27 protein-coding genes are annotated in these 22,277 nt (G+C 57.6%); 9 read left to right on the plus strand and 18 right to left on the minus strand.

The annotated features are described in order from the left end of the window. Positions 1–257 precede the first annotated feature (257 nt). Together ACN2TU_RS01780 and ACN2TU_RS01785 are read right to left on the minus strand one after the other, a co-directional pair. On the minus strand, positions 258–1,715 hold the full coding sequence (locus ACN2TU_RS01780) for a metallopeptidase TldD-related protein (protein WP_435152296.1): 1,458 nt from the start codon (positions 1,713–1,715) through the stop codon (positions 258–260). Positions 1,716–1,804: 89 nt separating this feature from the next. Then, a complete protein-coding gene (locus tag ACN2TU_RS01785) occupies positions 1,805–2,047 on the minus strand; it encodes a hypothetical protein (RefSeq protein ID WP_435152299.1) in 243 nt (80 codons plus the stop codon). 420 nt (positions 2,048–2,467) lie between these two features. Between ACN2TU_RS01785 and ACN2TU_RS01790 the strand changes: the two genes are divergently transcribed. Beyond that, positions 2,468–3,490 carry a threonine ammonia-lyase gene (locus ACN2TU_RS01790; protein WP_435152303.1) on the plus strand — a complete coding sequence of 341 codons (1,023 nt, stop codon included), beginning with the start codon at positions 2,468–2,470 and terminating at the stop codon, positions 3,488–3,490. 413 nt (positions 3,491–3,903) lie between these two features. On the opposite strand, the gene ACN2TU_RS01795 is transcribed toward ACN2TU_RS01790, so the two are convergent. Further along, positions 3,904–5,211: an amidohydrolase gene (locus ACN2TU_RS01795; RefSeq protein WP_435152306.1), complete on the minus strand. Its 1,308-nt coding sequence runs from the start codon at positions 5,209–5,211 to the stop codon at positions 3,904–3,906. A gap of 300 nt (positions 5,212–5,511) precedes the next feature. After that, the gene (locus tag ACN2TU_RS01800; RefSeq protein WP_435152309.1) at positions 5,512–5,769 is read right to left on the minus strand and encodes a hypothetical protein; all 258 of its coding nucleotides are present in this window, start codon (positions 5,767–5,769) and stop codon (positions 5,512–5,514) included. Positions 5,770–5,899: 130 nt separating this feature from the next. Here ACN2TU_RS01800 and ACN2TU_RS01805 point away from each other — a divergent pair, with 130 nt between their 5' ends. After that, entirely contained in the window at positions 5,900–6,385 is a 486-nt protein-coding gene (locus tag ACN2TU_RS01805) for a hypothetical protein (RefSeq protein WP_435152312.1), read from the plus strand. Positions 6,386–6,404: 19 nt separating this feature from the next. On the opposite strand, the gene ACN2TU_RS01810 is transcribed toward ACN2TU_RS01805, so the two are convergent. The 8 genes from ACN2TU_RS01810 to ACN2TU_RS01845 form a co-directional block, all read right to left on the minus strand. Continuing rightward, positions 6,405–6,644, minus strand: coding sequence for a hypothetical protein (locus tag ACN2TU_RS01810; protein ID WP_435152315.1), 240 nt, complete (start codon positions 6,642–6,644; stop codon positions 6,405–6,407). A 64-nt stretch (positions 6,645–6,708) separates the two neighbouring features. Continuing rightward, on the minus strand, positions 6,709–7,785 hold the full coding sequence (locus tag ACN2TU_RS01815) for a M42 family metallopeptidase (RefSeq protein ID WP_435152318.1): 1,077 nt from the start codon (positions 7,783–7,785) through the stop codon (positions 6,709–6,711). A 115-nt stretch (positions 7,786–7,900) separates the two neighbouring features. Continuing rightward, positions 7,901–8,134 (minus strand): hypothetical protein, encoded by a 234-nt coding sequence (locus ACN2TU_RS01820; protein WP_435152321.1) that lies wholly within the window; start codon positions 8,132–8,134, stop codon positions 7,901–7,903. Positions 8,135–8,440: 306 nt separating this feature from the next. Then, the gene (locus tag ACN2TU_RS01825) at positions 8,441–8,617 is read right to left on the minus strand and encodes a DUF7556 family protein (protein WP_435152324.1); all 177 of its coding nucleotides are present in this window, start codon (positions 8,615–8,617) and stop codon (positions 8,441–8,443) included. A gap of 92 nt (positions 8,618–8,709) precedes the next feature. Further along, positions 8,710–8,910: a hypothetical protein gene (locus ACN2TU_RS01830; RefSeq protein ID WP_435152327.1), complete on the minus strand. Its 201-nt coding sequence runs from the start codon at positions 8,908–8,910 to the stop codon at positions 8,710–8,712. A 357-nt stretch (positions 8,911–9,267) separates the two neighbouring features. Further along, the gene (locus ACN2TU_RS01835; RefSeq protein ID WP_435152330.1) at positions 9,268–9,414 is read right to left on the minus strand and encodes a P-loop NTPase family protein; all 147 of its coding nucleotides are present in this window, start codon (positions 9,412–9,414) and stop codon (positions 9,268–9,270) included. Positions 9,415–9,612: 198 nt separating this feature from the next. Then, positions 9,613–9,999, minus strand: coding sequence for a Zn-ribbon domain-containing OB-fold protein (locus ACN2TU_RS01840; protein WP_435152332.1), 387 nt, complete (start codon positions 9,997–9,999; stop codon positions 9,613–9,615). Further along, positions 9,996–11,165, minus strand: coding sequence for a thiolase domain-containing protein (locus ACN2TU_RS01845; protein WP_435152335.1), 1,170 nt, complete (start codon positions 11,163–11,165; stop codon positions 9,996–9,998). Before ACN2TU_RS01845 ends, ACN2TU_RS01840 begins: the two co-directional genes overlap by 4 nt. A 348-nt stretch (positions 11,166–11,513) precedes the next feature. Here ACN2TU_RS01845 and ACN2TU_RS01850 point away from each other — a divergent pair, with 348 nt between their 5' ends. From ACN2TU_RS01850 to ACN2TU_RS01865, 4 genes are all read left to right on the plus strand, one after another. Then, the gene (locus tag ACN2TU_RS01850) at positions 11,514–12,503 is read left to right on the plus strand and encodes a TackOD1 domain-containing metal-binding protein (RefSeq protein WP_435152338.1); all 990 of its coding nucleotides are present in this window, start codon (positions 11,514–11,516) and stop codon (positions 12,501–12,503) included. A 134-nt stretch (positions 12,504–12,637) separates the two neighbouring features. Next, on the plus strand, positions 12,638–12,919 hold the full coding sequence (locus ACN2TU_RS01855) for a hypothetical protein (RefSeq protein ID WP_435152340.1): 282 nt from the start codon (positions 12,638–12,640) through the stop codon (positions 12,917–12,919). 132 nt (positions 12,920–13,051) lie between these two features. Next, positions 13,052–13,348 carry a hypothetical protein gene (locus ACN2TU_RS01860; RefSeq protein WP_435152342.1) on the plus strand — a complete coding sequence of 99 codons (297 nt, stop codon included), beginning with the start codon at positions 13,052–13,054 and terminating at the stop codon, positions 13,346–13,348. Positions 13,349–13,421: 73 nt separating this feature from the next. Continuing rightward, positions 13,422–13,733 (plus strand): hypothetical protein, encoded by a 312-nt coding sequence (locus ACN2TU_RS01865; RefSeq protein ID WP_435152345.1) that lies wholly within the window; start codon positions 13,422–13,424, stop codon positions 13,731–13,733. A 139-nt stretch (positions 13,734–13,872) separates the two neighbouring features. Here ACN2TU_RS01865 and ACN2TU_RS01870 read toward each other — a convergent pair whose 3' ends face one another. Together ACN2TU_RS01870 and ACN2TU_RS01875 are read right to left on the minus strand one after the other, a co-directional pair. Further along, a complete protein-coding gene (locus ACN2TU_RS01870; RefSeq protein WP_435152347.1) occupies positions 13,873–15,054 on the minus strand; it encodes a mechanosensitive ion channel family protein in 1,182 nt (393 codons plus the stop codon). A 104-nt stretch (positions 15,055–15,158) separates the two neighbouring features. Further along, positions 15,159–15,557, minus strand: coding sequence for a hypothetical protein (locus tag ACN2TU_RS01875; protein WP_435152350.1), 399 nt, complete (start codon positions 15,555–15,557; stop codon positions 15,159–15,161). Positions 15,558–15,730: 173 nt separating this feature from the next. Here ACN2TU_RS01875 and ACN2TU_RS01880 point away from each other — a divergent pair, with 173 nt between their 5' ends. Together ACN2TU_RS01880 and ACN2TU_RS01885 are read left to right on the plus strand one after the other, a co-directional pair. Beyond that, on the plus strand, positions 15,731–16,162 hold the full coding sequence (locus ACN2TU_RS01880) for a hypothetical protein (RefSeq protein WP_435152353.1): 432 nt from the start codon (positions 15,731–15,733) through the stop codon (positions 16,160–16,162). 220 nt (positions 16,163–16,382) lie between these two features. Next, positions 16,383–16,973: a methyltransferase family protein gene (locus tag ACN2TU_RS01885; RefSeq protein WP_435152356.1), complete on the plus strand. Its 591-nt coding sequence runs from the start codon at positions 16,383–16,385 to the stop codon at positions 16,971–16,973. Between the two features lie 20 nt (positions 16,974–16,993). Here the strand turns inward: ACN2TU_RS01885 and ACN2TU_RS01890 are convergent, their stop codons facing one another. After that, on the minus strand, positions 16,994–18,643 hold the full coding sequence (locus ACN2TU_RS01890) for an acyl-CoA synthetase (protein ID WP_435152358.1): 1,650 nt from the start codon (positions 18,641–18,643) through the stop codon (positions 16,994–16,996). 111 nt (positions 18,644–18,754) lie between these two features. After that, on the minus strand, positions 18,755–19,087 hold the full coding sequence (locus tag ACN2TU_RS01895) for a hypothetical protein (RefSeq protein WP_435152361.1): 333 nt from the start codon (positions 19,085–19,087) through the stop codon (positions 18,755–18,757). Between the two features lie 177 nt (positions 19,088–19,264). Between ACN2TU_RS01895 and ACN2TU_RS01900 the strand changes: the two genes are divergently transcribed. Continuing rightward, positions 19,265–19,642: a hypothetical protein gene (locus tag ACN2TU_RS01900; RefSeq protein ID WP_435152365.1), complete on the plus strand. Its 378-nt coding sequence runs from the start codon at positions 19,265–19,267 to the stop codon at positions 19,640–19,642. Positions 19,643–19,736: 94 nt separating this feature from the next. On the opposite strand, the gene ACN2TU_RS01905 is transcribed toward ACN2TU_RS01900, so the two are convergent. Together ACN2TU_RS01905 and ACN2TU_RS01910 are read right to left on the minus strand one after the other, a co-directional pair. Beyond that, entirely contained in the window at positions 19,737–20,501 is a 765-nt protein-coding gene (locus ACN2TU_RS01905; protein WP_435152368.1) for a DUF4397 domain-containing protein, read from the minus strand. A gap of 71 nt (positions 20,502–20,572) precedes the next feature. Next, positions 20,573–22,267 carry a right-handed parallel beta-helix repeat-containing protein gene (locus tag ACN2TU_RS01910; protein WP_435152370.1) on the minus strand — a complete coding sequence of 565 codons (1,695 nt, stop codon included), beginning with the start codon at positions 22,265–22,267 and terminating at the stop codon, positions 20,573–20,575. Positions 22,268–22,277: the final 10 nt, after the last annotated feature.

The following is a 22,277-nucleotide window of genomic DNA, read 5'->3' on the forward strand; positions in this document are numbered from 1 at the left end:
GTATCCCTGTGAAACATAGCTAATCGTGAGTTGGTCATTTTCGTTAGTCAGTCGGTTAGTTGACGCCTCTCTCGTTGGTTATCGGAGACGCTGGCAATCCTGATAGTCGAGAATTCCGTAGAGGTGGATCGTAAATCCATCGGGAATTCTGTTGCCGACACGTTCGTCGTGTGGAAGCGTTTCCTGGGGAAGCTCTGTTCGCTACGTATCGTCACCGACAGTGGGTCTGCAGCCTCCTTCTGACTCCTCTCCGTGGCTTACTTCCGAGTGCGAAGTCTAGTCCGGAGGCGAACGCCGGGCGCAGTCACCGTATACGGAATCTGTGATTTGTGTTTCTCGTCGACACCTGTGACGGTGCCGCGAACATCTCCGATGGCGGTCACCTTGTGGAGTGTCAAGGGGTCGTACGCTAGCGACAGACTTTCGGTGCGACCGGCGCGTTCGCCGTTCCGAAGTCGGTAGCCCTCTGCGACAGGGAACTCGGCGCAGCCTCGGTCGGGTCGGTCACCGACCTTCCGGTTGATATCTCTCGCGTAGAGGGCACTAGCGGGCATGACGCCCGACCGCTGGACGCGTTCAAACTCGTCGCGAAGCCACGGTTCGTCGAATCTCTGGATGAGTACGTCGGCCCCGTCGCGGAGGGCCGTCCGGCTGGTGTCGCCGGGTGCGACCTCTAAATGGCGGGCGTGGATTCGCGGTGCCTGCCCGAAGCCGAGACTGCGGACAGCGTTCCCGGTGGGGGACACGCCTGCTTCGGCTCCGGTGGCGGTGTTGTGGAGGTGTCGCGTCACGGTTCCGCTCTCGACCAGTTGCACCGGTGTCGTCGGTCGGAGTTCGGCGTCGTAGCCGGCGGCGGCCCATGACCCGGCGTGAACGGTATCCTCTATACATAGCGACTTTGGACCGAGTTCGTCACCGATGTCGTACGGGCTTAACCCCATCTCAACCATGTCGGCTTCAAGGTACCGCGAGACGAACGCGAACAACTGCCCAGCCGCCTGCGGACTCAGAACGACGGTCGTCTCGCCGGTTGGCGCGTTGGCCCTCGCCGCTCGCGTCAATGTCCGTGCGTCAGCGGCTGCGGACTCGAATATGTCTGGGAGTTCGTCGAGAAATGTCGCGCCCCGAGTGGACCCGGTGTGGCGTCGAATCGTCGGTCCGTCTCGGATCGCGAGGGTGAATGCCGCGCTCGCGCGATCCAGCGTCGTTCGAACGGTGCTTCCAGTCGTCGTCGCCGCCGTCTCCTCGATGTGGGCGTCGGTGTAGTTGACCCACTGTCGTTCGAGATCAATATCCGCCGCCGCCGTGAGACTCGCTTCAATGGTCGAACGCTTCGTTTCTAGCGATACCTTGTCGATTCGATCCGTTGCCCACCCACCGTGGACAGCTCTGTGGGTGGTGAACTGGTCGAATCGGGCAGCATCAGCCTGTGCCAGAAATTCGCCGCCGCGGACCGCTCTGTCCGCTATGTCGGCTAACACCTCCTCGTTTAAAGTCGTCGTGTACCGATAGTCGGCAGCGCCGTCGGTGAAGACGCGACACCAGACGCCCGTCTCGTCGAACGCAAGTTCGTCTCGTGGACCGTCTTCGGTCACGACGAGGTCTGTTTTTGCCTGCGAGACAGCTCCCACCTCAGCGTACGCGACGTCGTCATCGTCCTCGAAGCGGTCGAGCAACCATTCCATCGCTGCTATCGGCTCGTCGCTCTCGGTCATGCGAAGAGATATCAATCCACAGGGTATGAAACCACCGGAAGACGACCGGGTTCACCGTTGTTTGAACGCGCCAACGCATTGGAAATCGACTATCGTCGATTCTTGCGCTGCTGTGCTTCCGCTTCCGCCTCGTACGACTCGGCGACATTGGTATCCTGCAGTTTCCGTCGATACTCCCATCCGCCAGCCAATAAGATGAGGAGTCCAAATACCCCGCCGCGCAACGGGGCCCCCGCGAATGAGAAGTAGGCGAATGCGACGACGGCGAACGCCACGGAGAGCCCGAGGCTGACCGTCGCCCATCCGTTCCGTCGCGGTCGAAAGTTTGGCATGCTTTCACATATCAGGAGCGACCGTATCAACCTTCGGGAAGTCAGTCTTAAACGATGGAGATACTATTGACACGGCGTTTGGTCAACGACCACTTAAACCGATAATACCGATACATTGATAATTTGTTCCGATTGACGATCATGCCAATTTCTGGAGCGATTTTCCTGATTGCTCGACAAGATAAGTGGATACGCTCGCCACGGTATTCGAATTTCGAGCACCTGTAGCTCCTAAGCGGCCAACTATGCACCAACCACACACCCATCGAGAGAAGAATATCTGAGAGCCACTGAACTCCAGCGAGGGCGCTAAGTATTGGCACCTCGATCAAGAGATCCACTCCAAGTTAGTGTAATTTACGAAACACGACCATTCCTACCGTCGACACTTAACTCACTTGCACCCCTATCGCCGAGCCGATGCCATCATACAAACCCGTCGAATCCCCAGACAAGACGACAATCTTCTCTTATCATGACCTGACCCCTCCCACCACACGGGAGATCTATAAGGCACGACAAATCGTCAGGCAGTATCTCCCGCAAACTCCGTTAGTGCGGAGTGAGAGTCTCTCAGCTGAACTTGACGCTAATGTGTTGATCAAGCGTGAGGATGTGCTTCCAACACGATCGTTCAAAATTCGGGGGTTCTATAACCTCCTCGCCGAGCTTGAGCCAGAGTTTCGTGAGAAAGGATTAATCACGGCGAGTATGGGCAATCACGGCCAAGGGATGGCGACAGCTGCACGCGAATTCAATATTCCAGCAATTATCGTCGTTCCTGGGACACTCGAGAATCAGACGAAAATCAACAGTATGAAGCGGCTTGGTGCGACCGTCATCAAGCACGGCCAGGATTTCGATGAAGCCCGCGAATACGCTGAACAACAGGCAGCCGAGGAAGGATATCGATATGTGCATGGTGGGAATGAGCCCCATCTGATTGCCGGACGTGCCAGTGCTGGTCTCGAAGTTATTGAGGACTGTCCGGAAGTGGATGTTGTAATTAACCCTGTCGGCGGGGGGAGCAGTGCTTCAGCCTACGCACTCACGATTGGCAAACTTCTCGGCGGTGATGTCATTGGCGTTCAGGCAACCGGGGCTGATGCCGTCTATCAAGCGTGGAGTGAGGGGACGATTGAACTCCAAGAGCAAGCGGATACGTTTGCTGAGGGAATCAATACACGAACCCCATTTGCACTTCCGCTTCAGATTATGCAAGACCACCTAACAAAAATGATGCTTGTCGAAGACGACGACATACGGGCTGCCATTCAGAAACTTCTTACCGAGGATGCAGTGTTAGCCGAGGGGGCAGCCGCCGTCGGTGTTGCAGCTGCAGTTCAATTGGGCGACAAACTTGCAGGGAAGACCGTTGTTTTGCCAATCACAGGAAGCAACCTCTCGGCGGAAAAACTCCAAGACATACTTGTTAACTCGTGAGGGATTACAGTCCGGAATTTGTGTTCCACGGTATCCGAAATTCAAGTGGTAAACCCATCTTCAACGGAAGGGGAAAAAGAATAAGATAGGAATACAGTAGCGTTCATGTATTCTCACCGTGTAATTGATCTTCTAACTCGGCAATCAAATAAGTAGTAAAATATCCGCCATGCTACCACCGATGATTAAACGTGGAAAGAAACGTGTGGAAGACGTATAGACAAAGTGCCGAATTGATAGGAGTGGGCTAAGTCAAACCACACAAAGAGGGATACATCCACAGAGTCAAGAACCGCTGTGTTCACAGTGGTGCACGTTCTCCTGAAACAGAAAGCTTCGGACTTAGTGGAGGCGCGATGCGCTACAGTAGCCGGGGAGTTCACGCGCGGGGTATTGTCCTCCTTACCCTATCTTCATAAACCTTCTTCAGAACAATCGAGTGGATCACGATGAGCAACAGTGCAAATAGCGTCGGTTAGCACCTCGACTGCGATCGGTAGTGACGCTTCGTCGATATCAAACGTCGCTGTATGATGACCAGTTGGGTGATTAGTACCGACGATGACGTACGTTGCTAGTCCACCCTGTTCCTGAACTGCGTCCATAAGGTAGGTTGCATCCTCGCTTGCTCCGAACCGAATCTTATCGATAACGTGGGTAACAGCATAGTGGTTTTGTGCAGTCTCACTAACGATAGCAGCCAACTCGGGATCGCTGTCAGCACGCGGTGCTTGACCATCAACAGTCACATCGGCATCGCATTCATGCATGGCTGCAGCGGCGTGAACCGCATTCTCAAACCTCGTTTTTGTATACTCCATTATGCGAGTAGTCTCACCACGTACCTCTGCTTCTGCCTGGATTTGCTCGGCAATTACGTTCGGTGCGGTCCCTCCCTCCACGCGACCAATATTGACTCGGGTTGTCCCATCGGCATGTCGAGGAATGGCGTAAGTGTTCTGGATCGCGGTCCCAAGAGCCTGCATTGTGTTTTGGCCATCGTTCGGTGCGAGGCCAGCATGGGCAGATTTCCCCTGAAACGTGACGCTGAGGTTGCTAACTGCAAGTGGTTTGACCATCCCAGCAACTACCTTTCCAGTCGGATGATCAAGACCGATGTGGATCGCGAACAGATAATCAACGTCGGATATATGCTCACTTTTCGCCATTGGTCGGCCACCTCCTGCTTTCTCCTCTGCTGGTTGGAAGAATACCTTGAACGTGCCAGAGAAGTCACTCTCTGTAATAGCCTCAAGTATACCAAGTCCAATGGTCATATGAGCGTCATGCCCACAAGCGTGCATTACACCATCATGTTGAGAGCGAAATCCTTTGGCTGTCGGATGATGAATTTCGTCAGTCGACTCTTCACGAAGGAGACCGTCGATATCGACGCGCAGAGCGACAGTTGGCCCATCACCACGATCAAGGATCGCAACTGCACCGGTGCAATTCTTGAGCCGATTGAGAAACTCAGTAGGGGCACCGTCTTCACGGGCCTGTTCTCGCCAGCGGTTCATTTCAGTAGCGGAGGGGACGGCCAGTCGCTCAGTAAGGTTCATCGCTTCCTTCCCAAGGTGGAGTTGGTCAACACCGATGTATTCAATTTCTTCTGCAAGCCGAGAGGTAGTGTAAAACTCACGCCATGCAGGTTCAGGATATCGATGAAACTCACGTCGAAGGTCGGACAAACGATCATGAATAGGAGTGGTGACCGGCATGAAATCAACCTTGGTTGTACTGGTTATAAATTTACCCTCTACATACTCTGCTATCCTTGAAGAGACCAGCAAGAAGTGAAACCAAAGTTACTCTGATTACTCACACAGGTACTCTCTAAGAGATACCAGCGGTAGTATCATAGAAATCAAATTCGGTGAGGCGTTAGGAAGTTCTCCACTAAGAGGAGTTTCAGGAGATTATAGACTAAGGTAATTAAACAAGTAGTTGTGGGTCGATAGAATAAACGAGGTTACTGATGACACGCCACCTCACCAAGACGGAGCGAATTTCAACGTCTACTATCGACGGCGGGTCGGGAGCGCGTCGAACTGGAGGGCGAGGTCGGGGACGCAATTGACGTTCCGAGCGGCTGTCGGTTCAAGAATCGCTGTGAGGAGTACATTGGAGGCGTCTGTGACAAGGTTTCGCCGCCACTCGAAGGAAAATCTATCACCGAGGTCGAACGAGAAGTAGCCTGTCACCTCTACGAAAGTGCACAGGGCTACGACCCCTTTGCGGAGATGGACGGCGCGCCCGCCGAGGAGGGCGGAGAACACGCGACGTCCTCCGCGGACGCCGACTGAGCGTTCACATCATTTTTTCGGCGCTGAAACCGAAATCGGCTGAAGGATACAGTAGAATCCACCTCGTGTCGGATAGGGTCGGCCCGATTCCGACTGATGCAGCATGTTCGACACTAATGGCGCGTCTGCTATTCCCGACGGCGGGGAACCGGACGACACGGAAACCGATAGCTCCGAGACCGACCGCTATCACTTCCGTCTCGGCGGCTTGTCGCTCGACCTTTCGGATGTCGAGGCCGACATCGACGGACTCACGCTCGGCTTGGATGCGATAGAACTCGACGTGCCCCGATCCGAAAAATCGAAATCGGTACAAAGCCGTCAACCCAGTAGTTACGGAGCGCGGGTGGGTGCGTTCGTCAGTCGGATGATCGGTGGTCTGATCGGACGCGCTACCGGTTACGGGCTTCGACTGTTGTGGGACGGAATTCGCTCCCGTGTCGTGAGATCGAAACGAGGTGATGAATCGAGCGAAGAGGGTGAGTCGAACGAGGAGAGCGATTCGAGTGTTTCAGGGGAAAGACGGTCTGACCCAGAGGAAGAACTGATAGAACGACAGAAACGAGCAACCGAGGGTGAATCCGATTGAACGACTCCCGTTACGTCTATTATCCCCGACGCTTTCGCTGGCTTTCTTCCGCCTCGGCTTCCAACTGCTCGGCGCGGATTTCGTCGCTTCGTTTTCGTCGCCACTCCCAGATGCCCGCGACGATAATCAGTACGCCACCGGCGACGCCGCGGAACGGTTGCCCCGCGAGCGAAAGCGCGACGAAAACCACGACCGCAAACAGGAGCGAGACGCCGAGCGTTATCTTCGCCCATCCACGCTGTGGCCCTCGAAGTCGCATACTCCGTGGTTGGGGAGCAGATAGGTGAACGTTGTGGAGTCGATTGCTGGTCGGTGGCTGTAAGTCACCGCGGACGGCGAATCTCGTCACGCGTCGGGAATTCCCGACCCAGTGCCGACAACAACACCTCCGCCGTCTCCTCTGCATCCGCCATCGAGAGCGTTTCGACCGGCGAGTGTGAGTACCGGCAGGGAACCGCTATCGCCCCGGCGTGGCGACCACCGCGCACCTGTTGGAGTTCGGTCGCGTCGGTCGAACCGGTCAGCATCAGGTCGTGTTGAATTTCGATGTCCGCCTCGTTTGCGGCCTCTTGCAGCCACGTTCTGGTCTGTCGATCCACGATGACGCCGCCGAAGAGGTACTCCGACGTGCCGTCGCCGAATTCGACGACGGGGCCGCCGTCCAGCGTCGCCGTTACGCCGTCGGTTCTTCCGGCGGGGTAATCGTCCACCGGAAAGATTTCGAGCGCGATGCCGACATCGGGGTCGAGATTGTAGCCTGCCGCGCGGGCACCACGAAGGCCGACTTCTTCCTGTACCGTGGCAACGTAGTGTACCGTCGCGTCGACGTCCTCCTCGCGTGCGATTGCGAGTAGGATTGCCAATGCGATTCGGTCGTCGAGTGCCCGCCCCGCGATTCGGTCGTTTCCGAGTCGGGTAACGCCATAGTCCCACGTCGCATAATCGCCGGGTTCGACGCCGAGGTCTGCTACGTCCTGCGGCGAGATAGCACCGATGTCGATGCGGAGGTTTTCCGGAAGAGAATCCTTTTGGTCCTCGTTCATATAGTGACGACAGCGCGGGCCGATGACGCCGGGAACGCCGTCCGGCCCAACGCGAACTCGCTGCCCCGACAGATTTCCTTTGTAGTGGCCACCGAGCATTCGGAACGTGAGAAACCCGTTTTCGTCCACTCGGTCGATGAGAAAACCCAACTCGTCGGTGTGGGCCGCGAGCATGATTTCGAAATCACTGCCTTCGCTTCCTTCGCTCGTCGCCGTGACGTTGCCCATCGCGTCGAACGAGACGTGGTCTACGTGTGGCTTTATCAGGTTCGCAAACCGGTCGGCGACGGCGTACTCGTTTCCGGGCGCACCGGGTGTTTCGACCAGCGTTTCGAGGTCTTCGAACGAAATATGCATACGTGAATCGCGGCCGAACGAGGGTTAATCGTTCGGGTCGATGCAACTCGGACTGCTGTGGCTCGAAGACGTTCGGTATCGTATACAAACGGCATGAAATGAGGAAGAATCGCAGTTACTCGTCCGTGTCGAATCCGAGTTCCGAGAGCGTCTCGTTCGAGACACCACTGTCGAGCATTCGCCGGTAGAAATCTCGTCGTTCAGTATCCGAAAGGTCGATAGATGTCCCATTGCCGGTGCCGTCAGTACGACCGGTTCCGCGTGCCGTCTCGTACGCGTCGCGGATGAGTTCGGCTTCCAGTTTCGGAACAGATTGGGGAATCCCAGGTAATTTTTTGATTCCAGACATCGTTTCCCGCCACTCACAGGAGGGTGTTAAAGTTATTCCAAGCCAACAGATTTGTCTTTTCCCTGTTGTACAGTTCTCTTTCGTGATATGTACGTGGGTGTAAGGCTAGACGTTCTCCCTACGTCAAATTAGTTCACACCAAGTTTAGTGTAGCGACGGATGATTTCGAACCTAGATAGTGGCTATCTGGGCGTCAATACGTCACCTTCGGTTTATCGCTTGGATGAATTCGAATGGGTCGGTACGCTGCTCGTGTAAATCGTTTTCTGTAGTCAAATCTATCCGACATTATCGGCTGGACGACAGTTACCGCCAGTCTTCCAATACCAGTGCGTCCGGGAGGTCTGCGGCAAGCCAGGCGTTATCCCGAGTGATGTCAGCGATGACCGCTCGGTTTGGGCATCGCTCATCCGGTGTCTCGTCTATTGCAAAGACGATTTCCGGTGTCTCGTCGTTTCGTTCGTCAAGTGCTGAGTTCGTCATGGTTGTGGGTGTTCGACTGTGTTCGGACAGGGAGTTTCAGAGATGACTTCGAACAGCAGAATAAAATCGGTTGTGACCGATCGTTCGAATCATCAGTCGAAATCGTCGGGGTCGAATCTGTATTCGCTGTTGTGGGGTGCAGGAATCGGCTGGAGTGCCGAGATTTCGGGTAGAAACATCTTGATAACGACGAGAATGCCGACGAACGTGGGAAGTATGGAAAAAAACGGGACGGTCGCTCCGAGCCAGCGGATGGTTTCCCAGAATTGTGACAGTGTGAGTGTTATTCCCATACTCTGCTCATGTGAAAGCTGACACTGGTAACATATAACAATGTCGGTTGCAATTTTGATAAAATACTGATTTGTGATATATTGTACGACTCAGCGTCTGTCCTCCCTGATACTAGTTTACGTCTCCTGGTCGTTAAATCGAGGCATTCCGGTGAGTATTCCTTGGAGATTATCCATTGGCTCACCTACTTTGATTCCATTATTTGTAATACTGAACTCCCGAAGGTAGCGTTCGTAGTCACTGGTGCGCTTTTTCAGCACGCCGACCGCCTTGCGCAGTTCACCTTCCAGTTCGAGGTGTTGTAAGAGGAAGATGTTGTCCGCGAGGTAGCTGATACCCTCTCCGGTCGCTTTGACCTACCCTGTCATCGAATCGTGTTCGGTGATGAGAATGACGGTCACGCCCATATTTTTGAGATAGCGACAGAGCGATTGCATCGTCTCGACGAGGTTCAGTCGGTCGTCACGGAGCGAGACGATGTACCCCTCGATACCGTCTATCATCACGATGTCCGTATCGTGTAGTTTTTGAGAACACGACTGGAGGGGTCGGTGGTAGTTCGGGGATGACAATCACACATAATGATAAACCACCCAACTGATTGTTGTTCTTCCCCCTCGATTCTCGACTCCGTGGAAATAGTGGCCGTATTTATACACCCTGTCGTTGTTCGTTGGGAACCGTACGACCGACTCCGGCCGTCAGTCGCGTGGTTCGAATACCGGGGCGGGCATCCCGTCGAGTTTGACCGTCCCGGCGAACTCGACTGCGTCGCCGATTTCGACACCGCCCTCGATTCGACCCAGCAGCTGGCCATCACCCAAATCGACGATGCCGACTTGGTACGGCCCTTCGACTCCCGCGGGCGGAACGGTGATGGTGGTTTCACTGTGAACCTCACCCGACTGCGGCAGGTGGTGGGGGGCTAAGTCCCGGCCACCGCAGTCGCCACAGGCGCGTTTGGGGGTTGCGGTGATGTGACCGCACGAACGACATTCGAGTCCGACGAGTTCGCCCGATTCGAGGTGGTTTCGCCACTCGTCATAGGTTAGGCTGTCGTCCGTTTCGACGCCATCGCTCGGACTCATGCTCGTTCCTCCATGACGGTGACGACCGTCGTTCCGGCGTCGCCGCCGAGGTTGTGTGCGATTCCCGTCGTCGCCCCTTCGACTAGACGTCTACCGGCAGTGCCGCGGAGTTGTTCGGTCAACTCCACGATTTGCGCGGTTCCCGTCGCGCCGATTGGATGGCCTTTCGCTTTGAGGCCACCGCTCGGGTTCACTGGTATCTCTCCGTCGGTGTAGGTTTTCCCCTCGACCGCCGCCTGCGCACCCGTGCCGTCCTCGAACAGGCCGAGCGCCTCGATGGCCAGTATCTCCGCCCCGGTGAAACAGTCGTGGACTTCGGCGAAATCGACATCCGAAGCGGTAATTCCCGCTTGGTTGTATGCTTCGCGTGCGGCGTCGCGGGCGGACTGCGTCGCCGAAAGCGAAGCCTTGTCGGCCAACGGAATCGCGTCGGTGCGGTGGCCGACGCCGGTGACGGAGACGGCGTCGCCGGAGAAGTTCTCAGCGAGGTCGTCGGAGACGACGATGACTGCGGACGCACCGTCGGAGAAGGGGCAGCAGTCCATGAGATGAAACGGGTCCGCGACGATAGGGCTGTCCAGAACCGCTTCGACGTTCGTGTCGCGGCCGAAATGCGCATGGGGGTTGAACTGACCGTGATGGTGGTTTTTCACCGCGACCTCGGCGAGTTGCGCCTCGGTCGTCCCGTACTCGTGCATATGCCGTTTTGTGAGCAGTGCGAACACGCCGGGGAACGTCAGTCCGGCGGGTTGCTCGTACTGACGATGGGCCGCGCTCGCAAAGATTTTCGTCATCTCGCCCGTTCCGAGTCCGGTTTCGGGCGTACAGCGTTCCGCACCGCCGACCAAGGCGACATCGTGGATTCCGGATTCGACGGCCTGAACCGCATGCTTGAACGCGTTCGACGAGGTCGCACACGCGTCCTCGAACCGCTGGCACGGAATTCCGTGGATGCCGATGTGGGTCGCCAGTTTCGGCGCGAGATGCGTGTCGTCCTCGGCTTGTCCGCCCAGCGCGTTGCCGAAGTAGAACGCGTCGATTTCGTCGAGCGAGACGCCAGCGTCGTCAATCGCGAGGAATGCGGCATCCCCGAACAGTTCTTCTATCGGTTGGTCGTGCGGGCCGAAATCGGTCATTCCCGCCCCGACGACGACAGCTCGTGACACGACAACTCGTTTCACGAGCGAGACCAATAAACTACTGTCTGCTGTGAACTCCGTCCCAGTGTCATCTTCCACCGCAAACGGGTCATCGTTTGCCTCGTGAGGCGGAAATCAGGTGTCGGCTGAAACTGGTCGTATATAGCGTAGCCTCTGCTTGCTGGCCGATGGGGATGCCTGTTCGAATCGCTATCTCGCCGGAGATCTTTCGATAGCGGTTCTCGGCGAACGACACAGTTGTAGAGTGTTCACACTGTTTTTCATACAATTGCTACACGTGTTGGAATACTCAGTGGCTGCTTCCAAGCGGTATTCGAATCATTACTAAATGGCTGTCGCCTGTCGTGATAGGACATGGCTTCACCGGGTACGGTACGGCTATTGACCGCCCTCTGGGAGGGGTCGTTGGACGAGATTCGGCCGACGCTCGACGTTGATACGGGAGAAGTGACCTATCCAGATGCGACACAGCAGTTGGACGAGCGCGACGGTGAGACGTTCGACGTGCTGGAAACGCTGGCGGAACGAGACCTCCTCTATCGTGAATTTCAGGAAAAGCAGTACATCTGTCCGCGATGTGAAGCAAAAGGGATGCAGTACACCACCGCCTGCCCGACGTGCGAATCGCCGCAGACGATTCGTACTGACCGCTTTCGACATCCCGACTGTGGATACGAAGGACTGCGCGAGCAGTTCGTCGCCGAGGACGATGTCATGTGTCCCGACTGTGAGGCGCATCTGGAATCGTTGAAACATCTCGAATCGGACGCCGCACACATCTGTGAGGACTGCGAAAACGTGTTCGAAACGCCGGAACACCGACTCCGGTGTCGCGAATGTCTCTACGTCGCGCCACCACTGCAAACTATCGAGCGGATCCTCTATCGGTACTACATCAGCGACCAGGGTGTCCAGTGGGTCGAAGAGCAACTCACTGCGCGCCAGTTGGTGGTGGAGTTACTGGAAGCGAGGAAGTTCGAAACGACGATCGATACGACGGTGACGAACGAATCGGAGGAGGAGATTCCGGTTCATGTGTTTGCACACGACGACCTGCTGGACGACCGCATTATCGCCGCTGTTCACGAACGCCCCGACGAAAACGACGTTCGGGAACTGCAATCGGTGGCGTCCGATGCGGATGCGCGCGCGACGCTCGTCACGACCTCCGGCGAAATCGTCGGAAATGCTATCGCAGATGTGATTGCAGCCAATGGGATGTCCGTCCTTCGTCTCACGAAAAACGATACGCTCCGTCGTGAGTACAAAATCGTCGAGGAGACCGATGCACCGAACTCGTTCGTCGGGCGCATCGCCGATATTTTCAAACCGCAGAACGGGTAGGTGTTCCAACCAGAACGTGTTTGAATTTTCTGTGACATGTTTGGTCGTGCACCGACGGATTAGTGTTCGGTCAACCCCTACCAGTATTGCCGTGAATACGACTTGTCTTCGAGGCAACAGCGGTTTGCATCACTATGTTCGACAAACTCAACCCATTCAGCCGACGTGACAACGACGACCATCCGGAGTTTGGCCGTGACCACCGGATTGAAATCCGCTGTCCGGAGACGATGGAACTGATAGCGACGGAGGCGACGGATCCGGACGAGTGGGACTCGGACGTTGACGATGGCGAAGGAATCGCGACCTACGACTGCTCGGAATGTGGCAGTCAACACCGGTATCTCTGGGGTCCGCCCGTCCCTCTCAGCGTGGACGAGGGGGAATCGGAACCATCCCTATTCGGCGACGAGTGACCGTCGGTCGATACTCGGCGTACCGAGGGCTTATACCCGCTCGCTCCCGAGATGACGTATGAACGGTGGGGTGGAATAATGCGGCGGTCGATACCCGGACGTGGACGCCTTTTCCGACTTCTAATACTCCTCATGGTTTTCTCGCTCGGGCGACGACTGCTCGGCGGAAACGAGTTCGGAACCTTGGTCGGCGGAATCGGCGTAGACGGCACGATACTGGCCGGAGTTGCGGTCGGCCTGCTCGTCATCGGCGGTGTGCTCGCGTTTCGCGCCGGCGTGTTGACGCGGGAAAGCTCGTCGTCTGCGACAACCGTCGAAGCGCCCGATGGGGGCTACGTTTGCCGATACTGTGGGACGAACCTGGAACGGTTCAGAAACCGCTGTCCGTACTGTGAGACGCGCAATCCGGTGACGAATCCGGACGAGTAGCGACGTTCTATTTGAGGATTCCCATCCACCCTCATTTTTAATAGTTATATTGTTCGGGTTGCTATCTCATACCATGGTGTCCGAGACCGTCTTTCGAGTACTCGTCGCCGGAGTGCTCACCGTCGCGCCGACGTTGTTGTTCCTCGGATTGTGGCGAGGGCTGATGGCCCTTCGTGACGACGATTTGGTCAATCGAACGATGAACGGCGAGTTCGGCCCGGTGTCCGATTCGCTGATTCACCCCGACTTCTTCGGCTTCTCGGGGGGAGGCCGTAACATTCCCGCGTCGAACCGTGTTTTCGAGTCCGTTCGGTGTCGTGCCTGCGAGACGGAAAATCCCAGCTACGCCGACTACTGCGGGAACTGTTTGGAGAAAATCGGGTGATTCCGCGGTCGTTCAGTCCGACGTTCGCTCAATATCGACCTTGTAGGCGTGCCCGTCGAAGCATCACCGCGTGTCGCTCTCACAACCGGCCGCTTGCTCGGTGATGCGTTCGCTGAATCGGCGAACACGCGTTCCGAACCTACTCGATTCGTCGTTCTCGATTGTGGCCGTCTACGATACGAAATTCGCCGGTTCCCTCCCGCTGGGACACCTCGTGTTGGGGGAACGGTATCTTGATTCCTTCCCGGTCGTAGGTGGTTTTCACTGCCGCGATGACAGCCGTAATGGCGCGCCACTGCCGTCGACTGCTTGGTCGGTCGATCCAGAATCGGAGTTCGAGGAGGACGGCAGAATCGCCGAATCCCGTCAACACGGCACGGGGTCGGGGAACTTCCAAAACATCGTCTACGTTCGCCATCGTTCGCTCCGCAACCGATATCGCCCGGTAGGGGTCGGCCGAGTAATCGATGCCGACTTCCACTTCGAGTCGGAGTCGGCCCTTCCGTCCGTAGTTTGTGATGATGTTCGACCCAACCACGTCGTTCGGAATGATCACATATTTGCCCGAAAACGTCTCAATTCGCGTCGTAAACAACGTGATGTCGGTGACGATTCCCTCGTCGCCCAGGTCGCCCTCTAATGGAATTCGTATCCAATCGCCGATTTCGAACGGCCGCGAGAACATGAGCGTGAATCCCGCAATCAACGCGCTCAGGGTTTCGTTCGCAGCCAATCCGATGATGATGCCGAGGAATCCGGCCCCGATGAGGAACGCACGAACGTCCACCTGCCAGACGCCGAGCAGCAACAATCCGGCGAAGAGATAGACGCTGAGCTCCGTGATTCGGGCGATTACCTCCCCCTGATGGCTTGTGATTTGACCGCTTCCAGCGGCGAAACGGTCGACGACACGAACGAGCATCCCCGCACCGATATAGGCCGCCGCGAGGACACCGAAGGTTATCGCCAGTCTGACTCCCGCCGACGTGAGTTGCGAATAGACATCGACCTGCGGGGCGGGAGCGGTGCCGTCCGTCCAGAGCGCAAGCGTGTACTGTCCGATGAGAATCGCGGCGAGTCCGCTCGTGGTGAGGAGGAGGACATCCACGATACGTGGATTGACCTGTCGTTTCAATCTCGGCGCGGTCTTCCACAACACCCACGTGATGAATACGAGGACGACGAGCAAAAACGTCGAAAGCAGTACCCGGGCATCAGGAATTGGGAGTTGCTGGATGAACGGTAGCGAGTTCGGCATGGGAATCGGCTCCGGCGGTGATGTGGCACGCTCTCTGTCGGTACAGCGCCCCACGACACCCACCTAGTCTGTATGAATCGCGGGATGCTTTAGCATGGTGGGCAAAGCGACAAAATCGAGACACCATCCGAGGCTTCGAACGCCGAACGAGACGCTCGAAGGCGGATTCAGTCCCTCGTCCGAACCGTCCAGTCGTCGGCCTCACGCAGATAGCTCGGAATCGCCGTCGGCTTGATTTTTTCGTGAATGTAAATCGTCTCCTTTTCGACCGAACCACGGCCGAGGTCGACGAACATACGTTCCAACCCGTTGCGCCAACCCTCATCGACCAGTTGTCGCCAACAGGCTTCGAAAGCGTCCTGTTCGGTGGCTGTCGGGCCGCCACTTTTGCGGGCGAGTTCGAGACAGCAGTCGGGACAGTTGCGAACCGCCACCGGTTTACGGAGGGCGTGAACGTGCCCGTCGAAGGTGACGACCGGCGTTTTCGGTTCCATCGCGCCGTGACGTTCACAGACGGCGTCTTCGGGGTCGGTGCCGATGTAGATGGGGCGTCGGTTCGGTGACATGGTCGGAAATGGTGACTAACCAACAACTGATTCGGCTATGAAACTACCGGTGACCGAACCGTCGCGACGACTCGCCGTCCGTGACCGGAACCCTGCATTTGAAAGCTTCGAACCTAAATACGTAATTTTGCGGCAAATAGCTATTTCACTTACGTCATGAAATGAACCTCTGCATGAGCAACACCGACCTCAAGCAGGCGGTGCTCGACTCGACCCCAAACGACTGGGACACGAATGGTGTGCCCGATTCGTTCACGTATCCCGACCATGGCATCAGGGTGGAGAGAATCGGCGACTGGTCACCGGCATCCGCCCCATGGGAAGAATGGTCTGCGGACGATACCCCCCAGCAGGCGACATACCGCTTGTTCCACGACGACGTCCCGTTCGACCAACTGGATTTCCTCGCTCTCGGCGACGGAACCCTCCTTCCGATGCCCGATTACACGCCGCCGTCGGGGAAATCGGACGTGAGCGTCAGCGAGTTCGTCCTCTCGCTGAATCGGTACGAGCAGGCACTCGGCAAAATCGTGTCAACGAGCGATTTCGATGCGACGCGGGAAAAGGTGGGTGTGGAGATTCGCGACGAGACATTTCGGAAGTAGACGGGAATTTTTTCTTGTGGTGTGGTCGTCCACGCTCATCCGATATCGGCCACGTTCTCGATGCGGCGAAATCGGTCGAAGTACTGTACCGCTGGTTGATTCCGGGCGCTCGCCAACTCACTCGTCGTTCACTCTGTCGGTCGCTGTAACTTCTCCACGACATTTACGAACATCAATAATGTCAGAATAATTATCGGGTTTCGGAGTTTCGAAACGACGTATGCCACCCTCCCTCGTCTTTCGGCAACCCTACCAGTCCATCTTCTTCGCCACTATCGCCGTCTGGGTCGTTTCCAACTTCCTCATCGGTCTTCGGCACGACTCCGATTCCGACGGTACCCAAGACCGCGGGTCGAAACGCGTTCTCGGGGGCGCTATCCCAGCCGGTATCGTACTCGCAAGCCTCGCTACCGAAGTAGTTCCGGCGGCTCAACTGCCGTTTCCATCCTTCACTTTTTGGTTCGGAATCGCCACCATTCTGTTCGGTGTCGGGGTTCGACGCTACGCCGTGTGGACGCTTGGTCGCTACTTTTCGACGACGGTGACAGTCGATTCCACGGACGAAGTCATCGATACCGGGCCATATCGGTTGGTTCGTCACCCGTCGTACACCGGCAGATTGCTGTCGGTGGTCGGACTCGGGATGGCGACCGGAAACTGGCTCAGTTTCGCATTCGTGTCGCTGGCCGGAATCGTCGGCTATGGCTACCGGATTTCAATTGAGGAGCGTGCTCTTCGGGAGGAACTGGGAGACGAATATCATGAATACGCCGCGGACACCCCGTATCGTCTCGTCCCGAAAATCTGGTAATGAGGGTGGTGGTTCTTCGCCTATTCGCCGGTCTGGTCGCGCAGTTCGGTGCGGCGAATCTTCCCCGTTACCGTCTTCGGTAGTTCGTCCACGAACTCGACTTCACGGGGATACTCGTGCGCAGAGAGTTCCTCTTTGACGTGGGTTTTGATGTCTTCCGCGAGGTCGGAACTGGGGTCTGCGCCCTCGCTCAGGACGATGTAGGCTTTCACGATGTTGCCGCGTTCGGCGTGGGATTTCGGCACGACGGCGGACTCCGCGACAGCAGGATGTTCGCCGAGCGAGCTTTCGACCTCGAACGGGCCGATTCGGTAGCCAGCGCTGATGATAACGTCGTCGGCGCGCCCCTCGAACCAGAAGTAGCCGTCCTCGTCCAGATGACCCAAATCGCCGGAGAGATACCAGTCGTTCACGAAACAGCTCTCGGTTTTCTCCGGCTTTTGCCAGTACTCCGCGAAGAAGCAGGGGTAGTCGCCTCGCTGGGCGATTTCACCCGTTTCGCCGGGTTCTAATGGTTCGCCGGTTTCCGGGTCAACCACGGCGGCCTCGATTCCCGGCAATGGTTTGCCCATGCTTCCGGGCCGAATTTCCATCGTCGGGTAGTTGTTGATTATCATGTTCCCCGTCTCGGTCTGGCCATAGGTGTCGTGGATGGTGACGCCGAGGGTATCCTCGCCCCACTCGACCACGCCCGCCGAAAGCGGTTCCCCGATGGAGAGCGCGTGTCGAAGGTCGAGATTCGTATCCTCCAGCACTTGCTCGTTCTCGCGGAGCATCCGGTAGGCGGTCGGCACGCTGAACAGCGCCGAAATCGGGAACTCGTCGAGCAGGTTCGCCCACGTCGCCGGGTCGAATTCGCCTTCGTAGGTGAACAGACTTGCCCCCCAGAACCAGGCCCCCAGGGTGTTGATTGGCCCGGTCAACCACCCGAGGTCGCCGGTGGACCAGTACAGGTCACCGGGTTGTAAATCGACCGCGAATCGCTGGGTCGCGGCGACGCCAGCGACCCAGCGATGTTTGTGGAGGACGCCTTTCGCCAGTCCGGTCGTTCCGCTGGTGTAGTACAGGAGGGCATTGTCTTCGCCGCCGGTTTCGACTGTCTCGAACTCCGTTTCGGCGTCGGCCATCGCCGCGTGATAGCTGATGTCGCCGCGCTCGATGCCGGTTCCGTCGTCGCTGACCACGATGACGTGTTCGACCGAAGGCGCGTCATCGAGTGCCTTCTCGACCGTCCCTCGGTTTCTCGGCGTCGTGATGACGACTTTGGCATCGCAGTCGTCCAATCGGTAGGCGATACCGTCCGGGCCGAACCGTTCGTTTACGCCGCCCCAGACGCCGCCCGCCTTGAGCGTCCCGATGAGGGCGACGTAATGTTCCGGAATCCGCGGCATGTAGGAGAAAACGCGGTCGCCCGTATCCACGAGGTCGGAGAGGACGTTCGCGAACCGGTTCGACTGTTCGGCCAGCTCCCAGAACGTGAGCGTCTCACGTTCGCCGTTCGTTCCGGCGTAGTAGAGTGCGACCTTCCCGCGGTCGTCTGCGTGCCGGTCACAGACCTCGTGAGCGATGTTGAGTCGCTCCGGTGCGTCCCAGTCGGCCTCGCCGAAGATGTCGTCCCAGTCGAACGATTCCCGTTTCTCGTCGTAATCGTGCAGATTGTGCACAGACATCAAACGAACTATCGAGAACGGTCGGTAAAATCATTATCACAGGTGAGTTAGATGTCTCGTCCGCGTCGATGGTCGGTCTCGGAACGTCTCCGGTGTTCGACGGCGAACGCTCTATGTAATCAGATTCCAATGACCGTCCCGTGAGAGATCGTCGAGGTCGAACTCGGATTTCGGTACTTCGCGGTATCGCTCCCGTCCCACGGCGGTTCGGAGACGGACAAGATACGTGTCGCCATCGGGGTCGTAAACGGAGAGCGTCCGTCGTGACTGGGTGTCTGTCAGTTGTGAGGTGAGCGTCACCGTGTCGAGCTGTCGAAGACGGTCGCCCAAATTCCAACTCAGTCGGTACCCGGCGTCCAGTGGCGAACGGGAGCGGATCCGGGACGGCCGTGAGTCTTCACTGGTTTGTAACGAGTCGGTTTGACATTCCCCATGGCTACCCATGACACATCTAACATCGACCCGGTACTTAAACCATGTCGATTCCTCCTCGTGTTTCAGGGCTGTTATAAATGGGATAAAAACTCGCTCCGTCGAACATCGCCCCGGTGGTGCCGGATTCGATATCGCTGGACTGACTCGCTGGAACAGGTTATAGCCGCCCGCGTCGTACAAGTGGGTATGAAACGAACGAATCGCACTCATGATGTGGGTCGAGACGAGATGCGGTCGCTGATTCGTCGGCTCCGACGCGGCGATTCGGTTGCGGTCGGCACCGACACCGGTACGCTCAGAACGCCGCGTTTTTTCTCAGTGGATAGGGTCGCAGAGGAGCGCTCAGCGAGGGATAACGAGGTGTACTACCGCGTTCACTTGCGCGGACCGCGCGGTGGTCACTACGTGATGATGCCGGAGAAGCCGCAGGGAAAAGGTGCCCACGAACCGCCCGAGTTGTTCTACCAGCATCCGGACGACCACGACGGTTGGGGAGACCCCGAAGAGGAGACCGAGGGTAGCATCGTCTATCTCAGGGTCGAAGCGGGAACGCCTGCCGAATAAGTAGCTCGTCCGGGGAGACGTCGCTCGTTGCTCTCGTCTCGCGTCGTCACGTCGCTAGAAAAATAACCGCTGTCGCTGTGCAAACGATTCGAGACTAGCTTGTCGTCTCCGTCGTGGTGGTTGTGGTGGTCGTGGTAGTCGTCGTTCCGTCGCCCCCTGCGTCCACGGTGGTCACGAGGTCGAGCGACTGCGCTTCGTCCTGAGCCTCCACCAGACCGACGGCGAATGCCGACACGACGGTGCCACCGTCGAGGGTTGCGTCGAACATCGCAACAGCCTCGCTCTCTCCAGCAGGTCGAATTTCGATGGAGTACGACCCGGCGGGAACCTCGACGTAGTCGCTGGCGTTGCCGAATTCGAGACCCTCGACCAGTACCTCACCGTCCGCCGCGATATCGACCGCTGGCGCGTCGGGCGAGAGATGAACCGCTCGGAGGCGAACCTGGTCGCCGGATGGCGGTTCGTTTTCGTCCACGAACGAGAATGCCTCAGGACTGTCGGGTGTCCCTCCCGCCGCAATCGTATAGTCGGTGTTCGCTTCGAGCGTCGCCTGTTCTTCGATGAGCGCGCTCTCTCGTCCCTGTCCCGCGGGCGCGACCTGAAAGGTGTGCTGGCCCGGTTCGAGTTCGAGGTAGTCGCTCACGTCCTTGTACGCCACGTCTTGCAGAACGCGGTTTCCGTCTACGTACACGTCGACGTTCGGGGCGCCGGGCACGGCGTGAATGATTCGAGCGCGGGCGACGTTCCCGCCGCTCTCACCGTTCGTCGTAGTCGTCTCCTGTGCGCTCGAAACCCCACCGAGAACTGTCAGTCCACTCGCGCCGACGAGTCGAAGCACTCGCCGTCGTGTCTGGTTCATTTTCATTTCCCCCGACAACTCATTGGTCGGTTCGTAAAAAAGAATTTCCCCCAACAGGTTCGAGTCATTCGTCACACCGATTCGACGAACAGGTCAACGGTCGCGTTCGGGGTGCCGACTGTGAGTTCCACTCCGTCGAACGTGCCGCCTTTCGTTTTCGAGTAGGATACCGATTCGACACCGCCACCGACGCGTCCGAACGTCAGTTTGGGTCGTTGTGCGTAGGGTTTGTCGAACTGAACCCTCACGGTTCCGGTGTTGTCGGCGACGACGCCGCGATGCACGTCGAACGCGGGAATCTGGCCCCGTACGAACGAAGTGGCGCTTTCGATGCGCCACGGCGAGTTCCCATCTGCCCAGTTCTCGCCGTAGCAGTTGTCGCCACCGCTGTCGGCTTCGACGATTGCGAGGCCGCCATCGCTCCGGTGGATTCTGTTCCCGCAGACGATGTTTCCCTTCGTTTGTAGCAGGATTCCCTGATAGTAGCCGTCGCTCCGTCCGTACTCCCGAACGTGATTGTCGGTGATCTCGTGGTGCGTTCGACCGCGCCCTCTGGAGACGATGCCGGATCGTTCGACCCGTCGAACGAGATTGTGTTCGACTGCGACGAATCGGGCACCGTCGAGGAGGATTCCACTCCGTCCGGTTCCCGAGACGATGTTTCGGGCGACGACACCATCCCTCGCACCGTTGATTCGAATCCCGTCGGTTCCGGTGTCGTAGAGGCCGTTTCTGGCGACGACGAACTCCGAAATTCCCTCCTCGACGTTGACGCCCGCTCCACCGTAGTCGTAGAGGTCGTTGTCCACGATGGTGACGTTCGTCGCCCGGTCGATGTTGAGCGAGATTCCGGCGAAGTCGGCGGCACCATCCTTGACGCTCACGTTGCCATCGATTCGGACGTTTCTCGCCCTGCCGTTGAATCCGGCGTGACAGAACGATTTGTGCGTGCCGAAACCGATGTTGTTTGCGATGAGGATGTACCCGCCCGCCTGCAGGTCGTTGCCGCCGATTCCGGTGAGGCTTCCCTCGATGTTGTTTCCCAGCACGTTTCCCACGATAGCCACGTTCCGGGCTTGGTGGTGGTCGGAGCCACGCCACACGTCACAGGAAATCGAGCGGTCGAGCCCGTTCGTGACGACGTTTCCGGAGACGACGACCTGTTCGCCAGCGATTTGAATCCCTCTGTCCCCGATATCGTCGATCTGGTTGCCGACGATGCGGACGTTTCGCGATTCCTTTTCCGCACTGATACCGCTTCCACCGCTGTTGTGCTCGTGATACGGGTGTGTTCGAGTGAGATAGTTCCCGGAGAGGGTGACGTTCGTCGCGTCTCGGACGACGATGCCGTGGCACCGTTTCGAACTCGCTCGTTGACCGTCAGGATTCCCGTCATATCCCACCCCCTGAATCGTGACGTTCTCGCAGTGGTCGTTGTGGCCGATTCGAAACCCACCGACGTTCGCTCCGTCGGCGGGTTTGACGAGCGTCGGCACGTCCGGGCCGACGACGGTGACGCCGTCCACGTCGATGTCGAGCCAGCGAGTCGTTCGGTAGGGTGCGTTGTCGCCCGTAATGACGACGGTGTCGCCCGTCGAAAGGTCGGCGAACGCGGATTCGAGTGCCGACGCCGTTGAGACGACGGCGTCGGCGAAACGACGCCCCCCTTCGTTCCGCTCTCCACCTCGAAAAACGTCCCGTCCCGCGAACGCCAGCGCGAGTCCCGCGGTTCCCCGTAACACCCCTCGGCGTGGTATTTCTCCCATTCCCTCCGAA

Source organism: Haladaptatus marinus, from assembly GCF_051194195.1.

Bases quoted from the DNA above. Each gene is read 5' to 3' on its own strand.
- ACN2TU_RS01855 (WP_435152340.1), top strand. From the start codon at position 12,638: ATGTTCGACAAACTCAACCCATTCAGCCGACGTGACAACGACGACCAT.
- ACN2TU_RS01910 (WP_435152370.1), bottom strand. From the start codon at position 22,267: ATGGGAGAAATACCACGCCGAGGGGTGTTACGGGGAACCGCGGGACTC.
- ACN2TU_RS01785 (WP_435152299.1), bottom strand. From the start codon at position 2,047: ATGCCAAACTTTCGACCGCGACGGAACGGATGGGCGACGGTCAGCCTC.
- ACN2TU_RS01865 (WP_435152345.1), top strand. From the start codon at position 13,422: ATGGTGTCCGAGACCGTCTTTCGAGTACTCGTCGCCGGAGTGCTCACC.
- ACN2TU_RS01905 (WP_435152368.1), bottom strand. From the start codon at position 20,501: ATGAACCAGACACGACGGCGAGTGCTTCGACTCGTCGGCGCGAGTGGA.
- ACN2TU_RS01900 (WP_435152365.1), top strand. From the start codon at position 19,265: ATGAAACGAACGAATCGCACTCATGATGTGGGTCGAGACGAGATGCGG.
- ACN2TU_RS01790 (WP_435152303.1), top strand. From the start codon at position 2,468: ATGCCATCATACAAACCCGTCGAATCCCCAGACAAGACGACAATCTTC.
- ACN2TU_RS01895 (WP_435152361.1), bottom strand. From the start codon at position 19,087: ATGGGTAGCCATGGGGAATGTCAAACCGACTCGTTACAAACCAGTGAA.
- ACN2TU_RS01885 (WP_435152356.1), top strand. From the start codon at position 16,383: ATGCCACCCTCCCTCGTCTTTCGGCAACCCTACCAGTCCATCTTCTTC.
- ACN2TU_RS01850 (WP_435152338.1), top strand. From the start codon at position 11,514: ATGGCTTCACCGGGTACGGTACGGCTATTGACCGCCCTCTGGGAGGGG.
- ACN2TU_RS01875 (WP_435152350.1), bottom strand. From the start codon at position 15,557: ATGTCACCGAACCGACGCCCCATCTACATCGGCACCGACCCCGAAGAC.
- ACN2TU_RS01805 (WP_435152312.1), top strand. From the start codon at position 5,900: ATGTTCGACACTAATGGCGCGTCTGCTATTCCCGACGGCGGGGAACCG.
- ACN2TU_RS01780 (WP_435152296.1), bottom strand. From the start codon at position 1,715: ATGACCGAGAGCGACGAGCCGATAGCAGCGATGGAATGGTTGCTCGAC.
- ACN2TU_RS01795 (WP_435152306.1), bottom strand. From the start codon at position 5,211: ATGCCGGTCACCACTCCTATTCATGATCGTTTGTCCGACCTTCGACGT.
- ACN2TU_RS01890 (WP_435152358.1), bottom strand. From the start codon at position 18,643: ATGTCTGTGCACAATCTGCACGATTACGACGAGAAACGGGAATCGTTC.
- ACN2TU_RS01860 (WP_435152342.1), top strand. From the start codon at position 13,052: ATGGTTTTCTCGCTCGGGCGACGACTGCTCGGCGGAAACGAGTTCGGA.
- ACN2TU_RS01810 (WP_435152315.1), bottom strand. From the start codon at position 6,644: ATGCGACTTCGAGGGCCACAGCGTGGATGGGCGAAGATAACGCTCGGC.
- ACN2TU_RS01840 (WP_435152332.1), bottom strand. From the start codon at position 9,999: ATGAGTCCGAGCGATGGCGTCGAAACGGACGACAGCCTAACCTATGAC.
- ACN2TU_RS01825 (WP_435152324.1), bottom strand. From the start codon at position 8,617: ATGACGAACTCAGCACTTGACGAACGAAACGACGAGACACCGGAAATC.
- ACN2TU_RS01835 (WP_435152330.1), bottom strand. From the start codon at position 9,414: ATGATAGACGGTATCGAGGGGTACATCGTCTCGCTCCGTGACGACCGA.
- ACN2TU_RS01820 (WP_435152321.1), bottom strand. From the start codon at position 8,134: ATGTCTGGAATCAAAAAATTACCTGGGATTCCCCAATCTGTTCCGAAA.
- ACN2TU_RS01830 (WP_435152327.1), bottom strand. From the start codon at position 8,910: ATGGGAATAACACTCACACTGTCACAATTCTGGGAAACCATCCGCTGG.
- ACN2TU_RS01880 (WP_435152353.1), top strand. From the start codon at position 15,731: ATGAGCAACACCGACCTCAAGCAGGCGGTGCTCGACTCGACCCCAAAC.
- ACN2TU_RS01815 (WP_435152318.1), bottom strand. From the start codon at position 7,785: ATGCATATTTCGTTCGAAGACCTCGAAACGCTGGTCGAAACACCCGGT.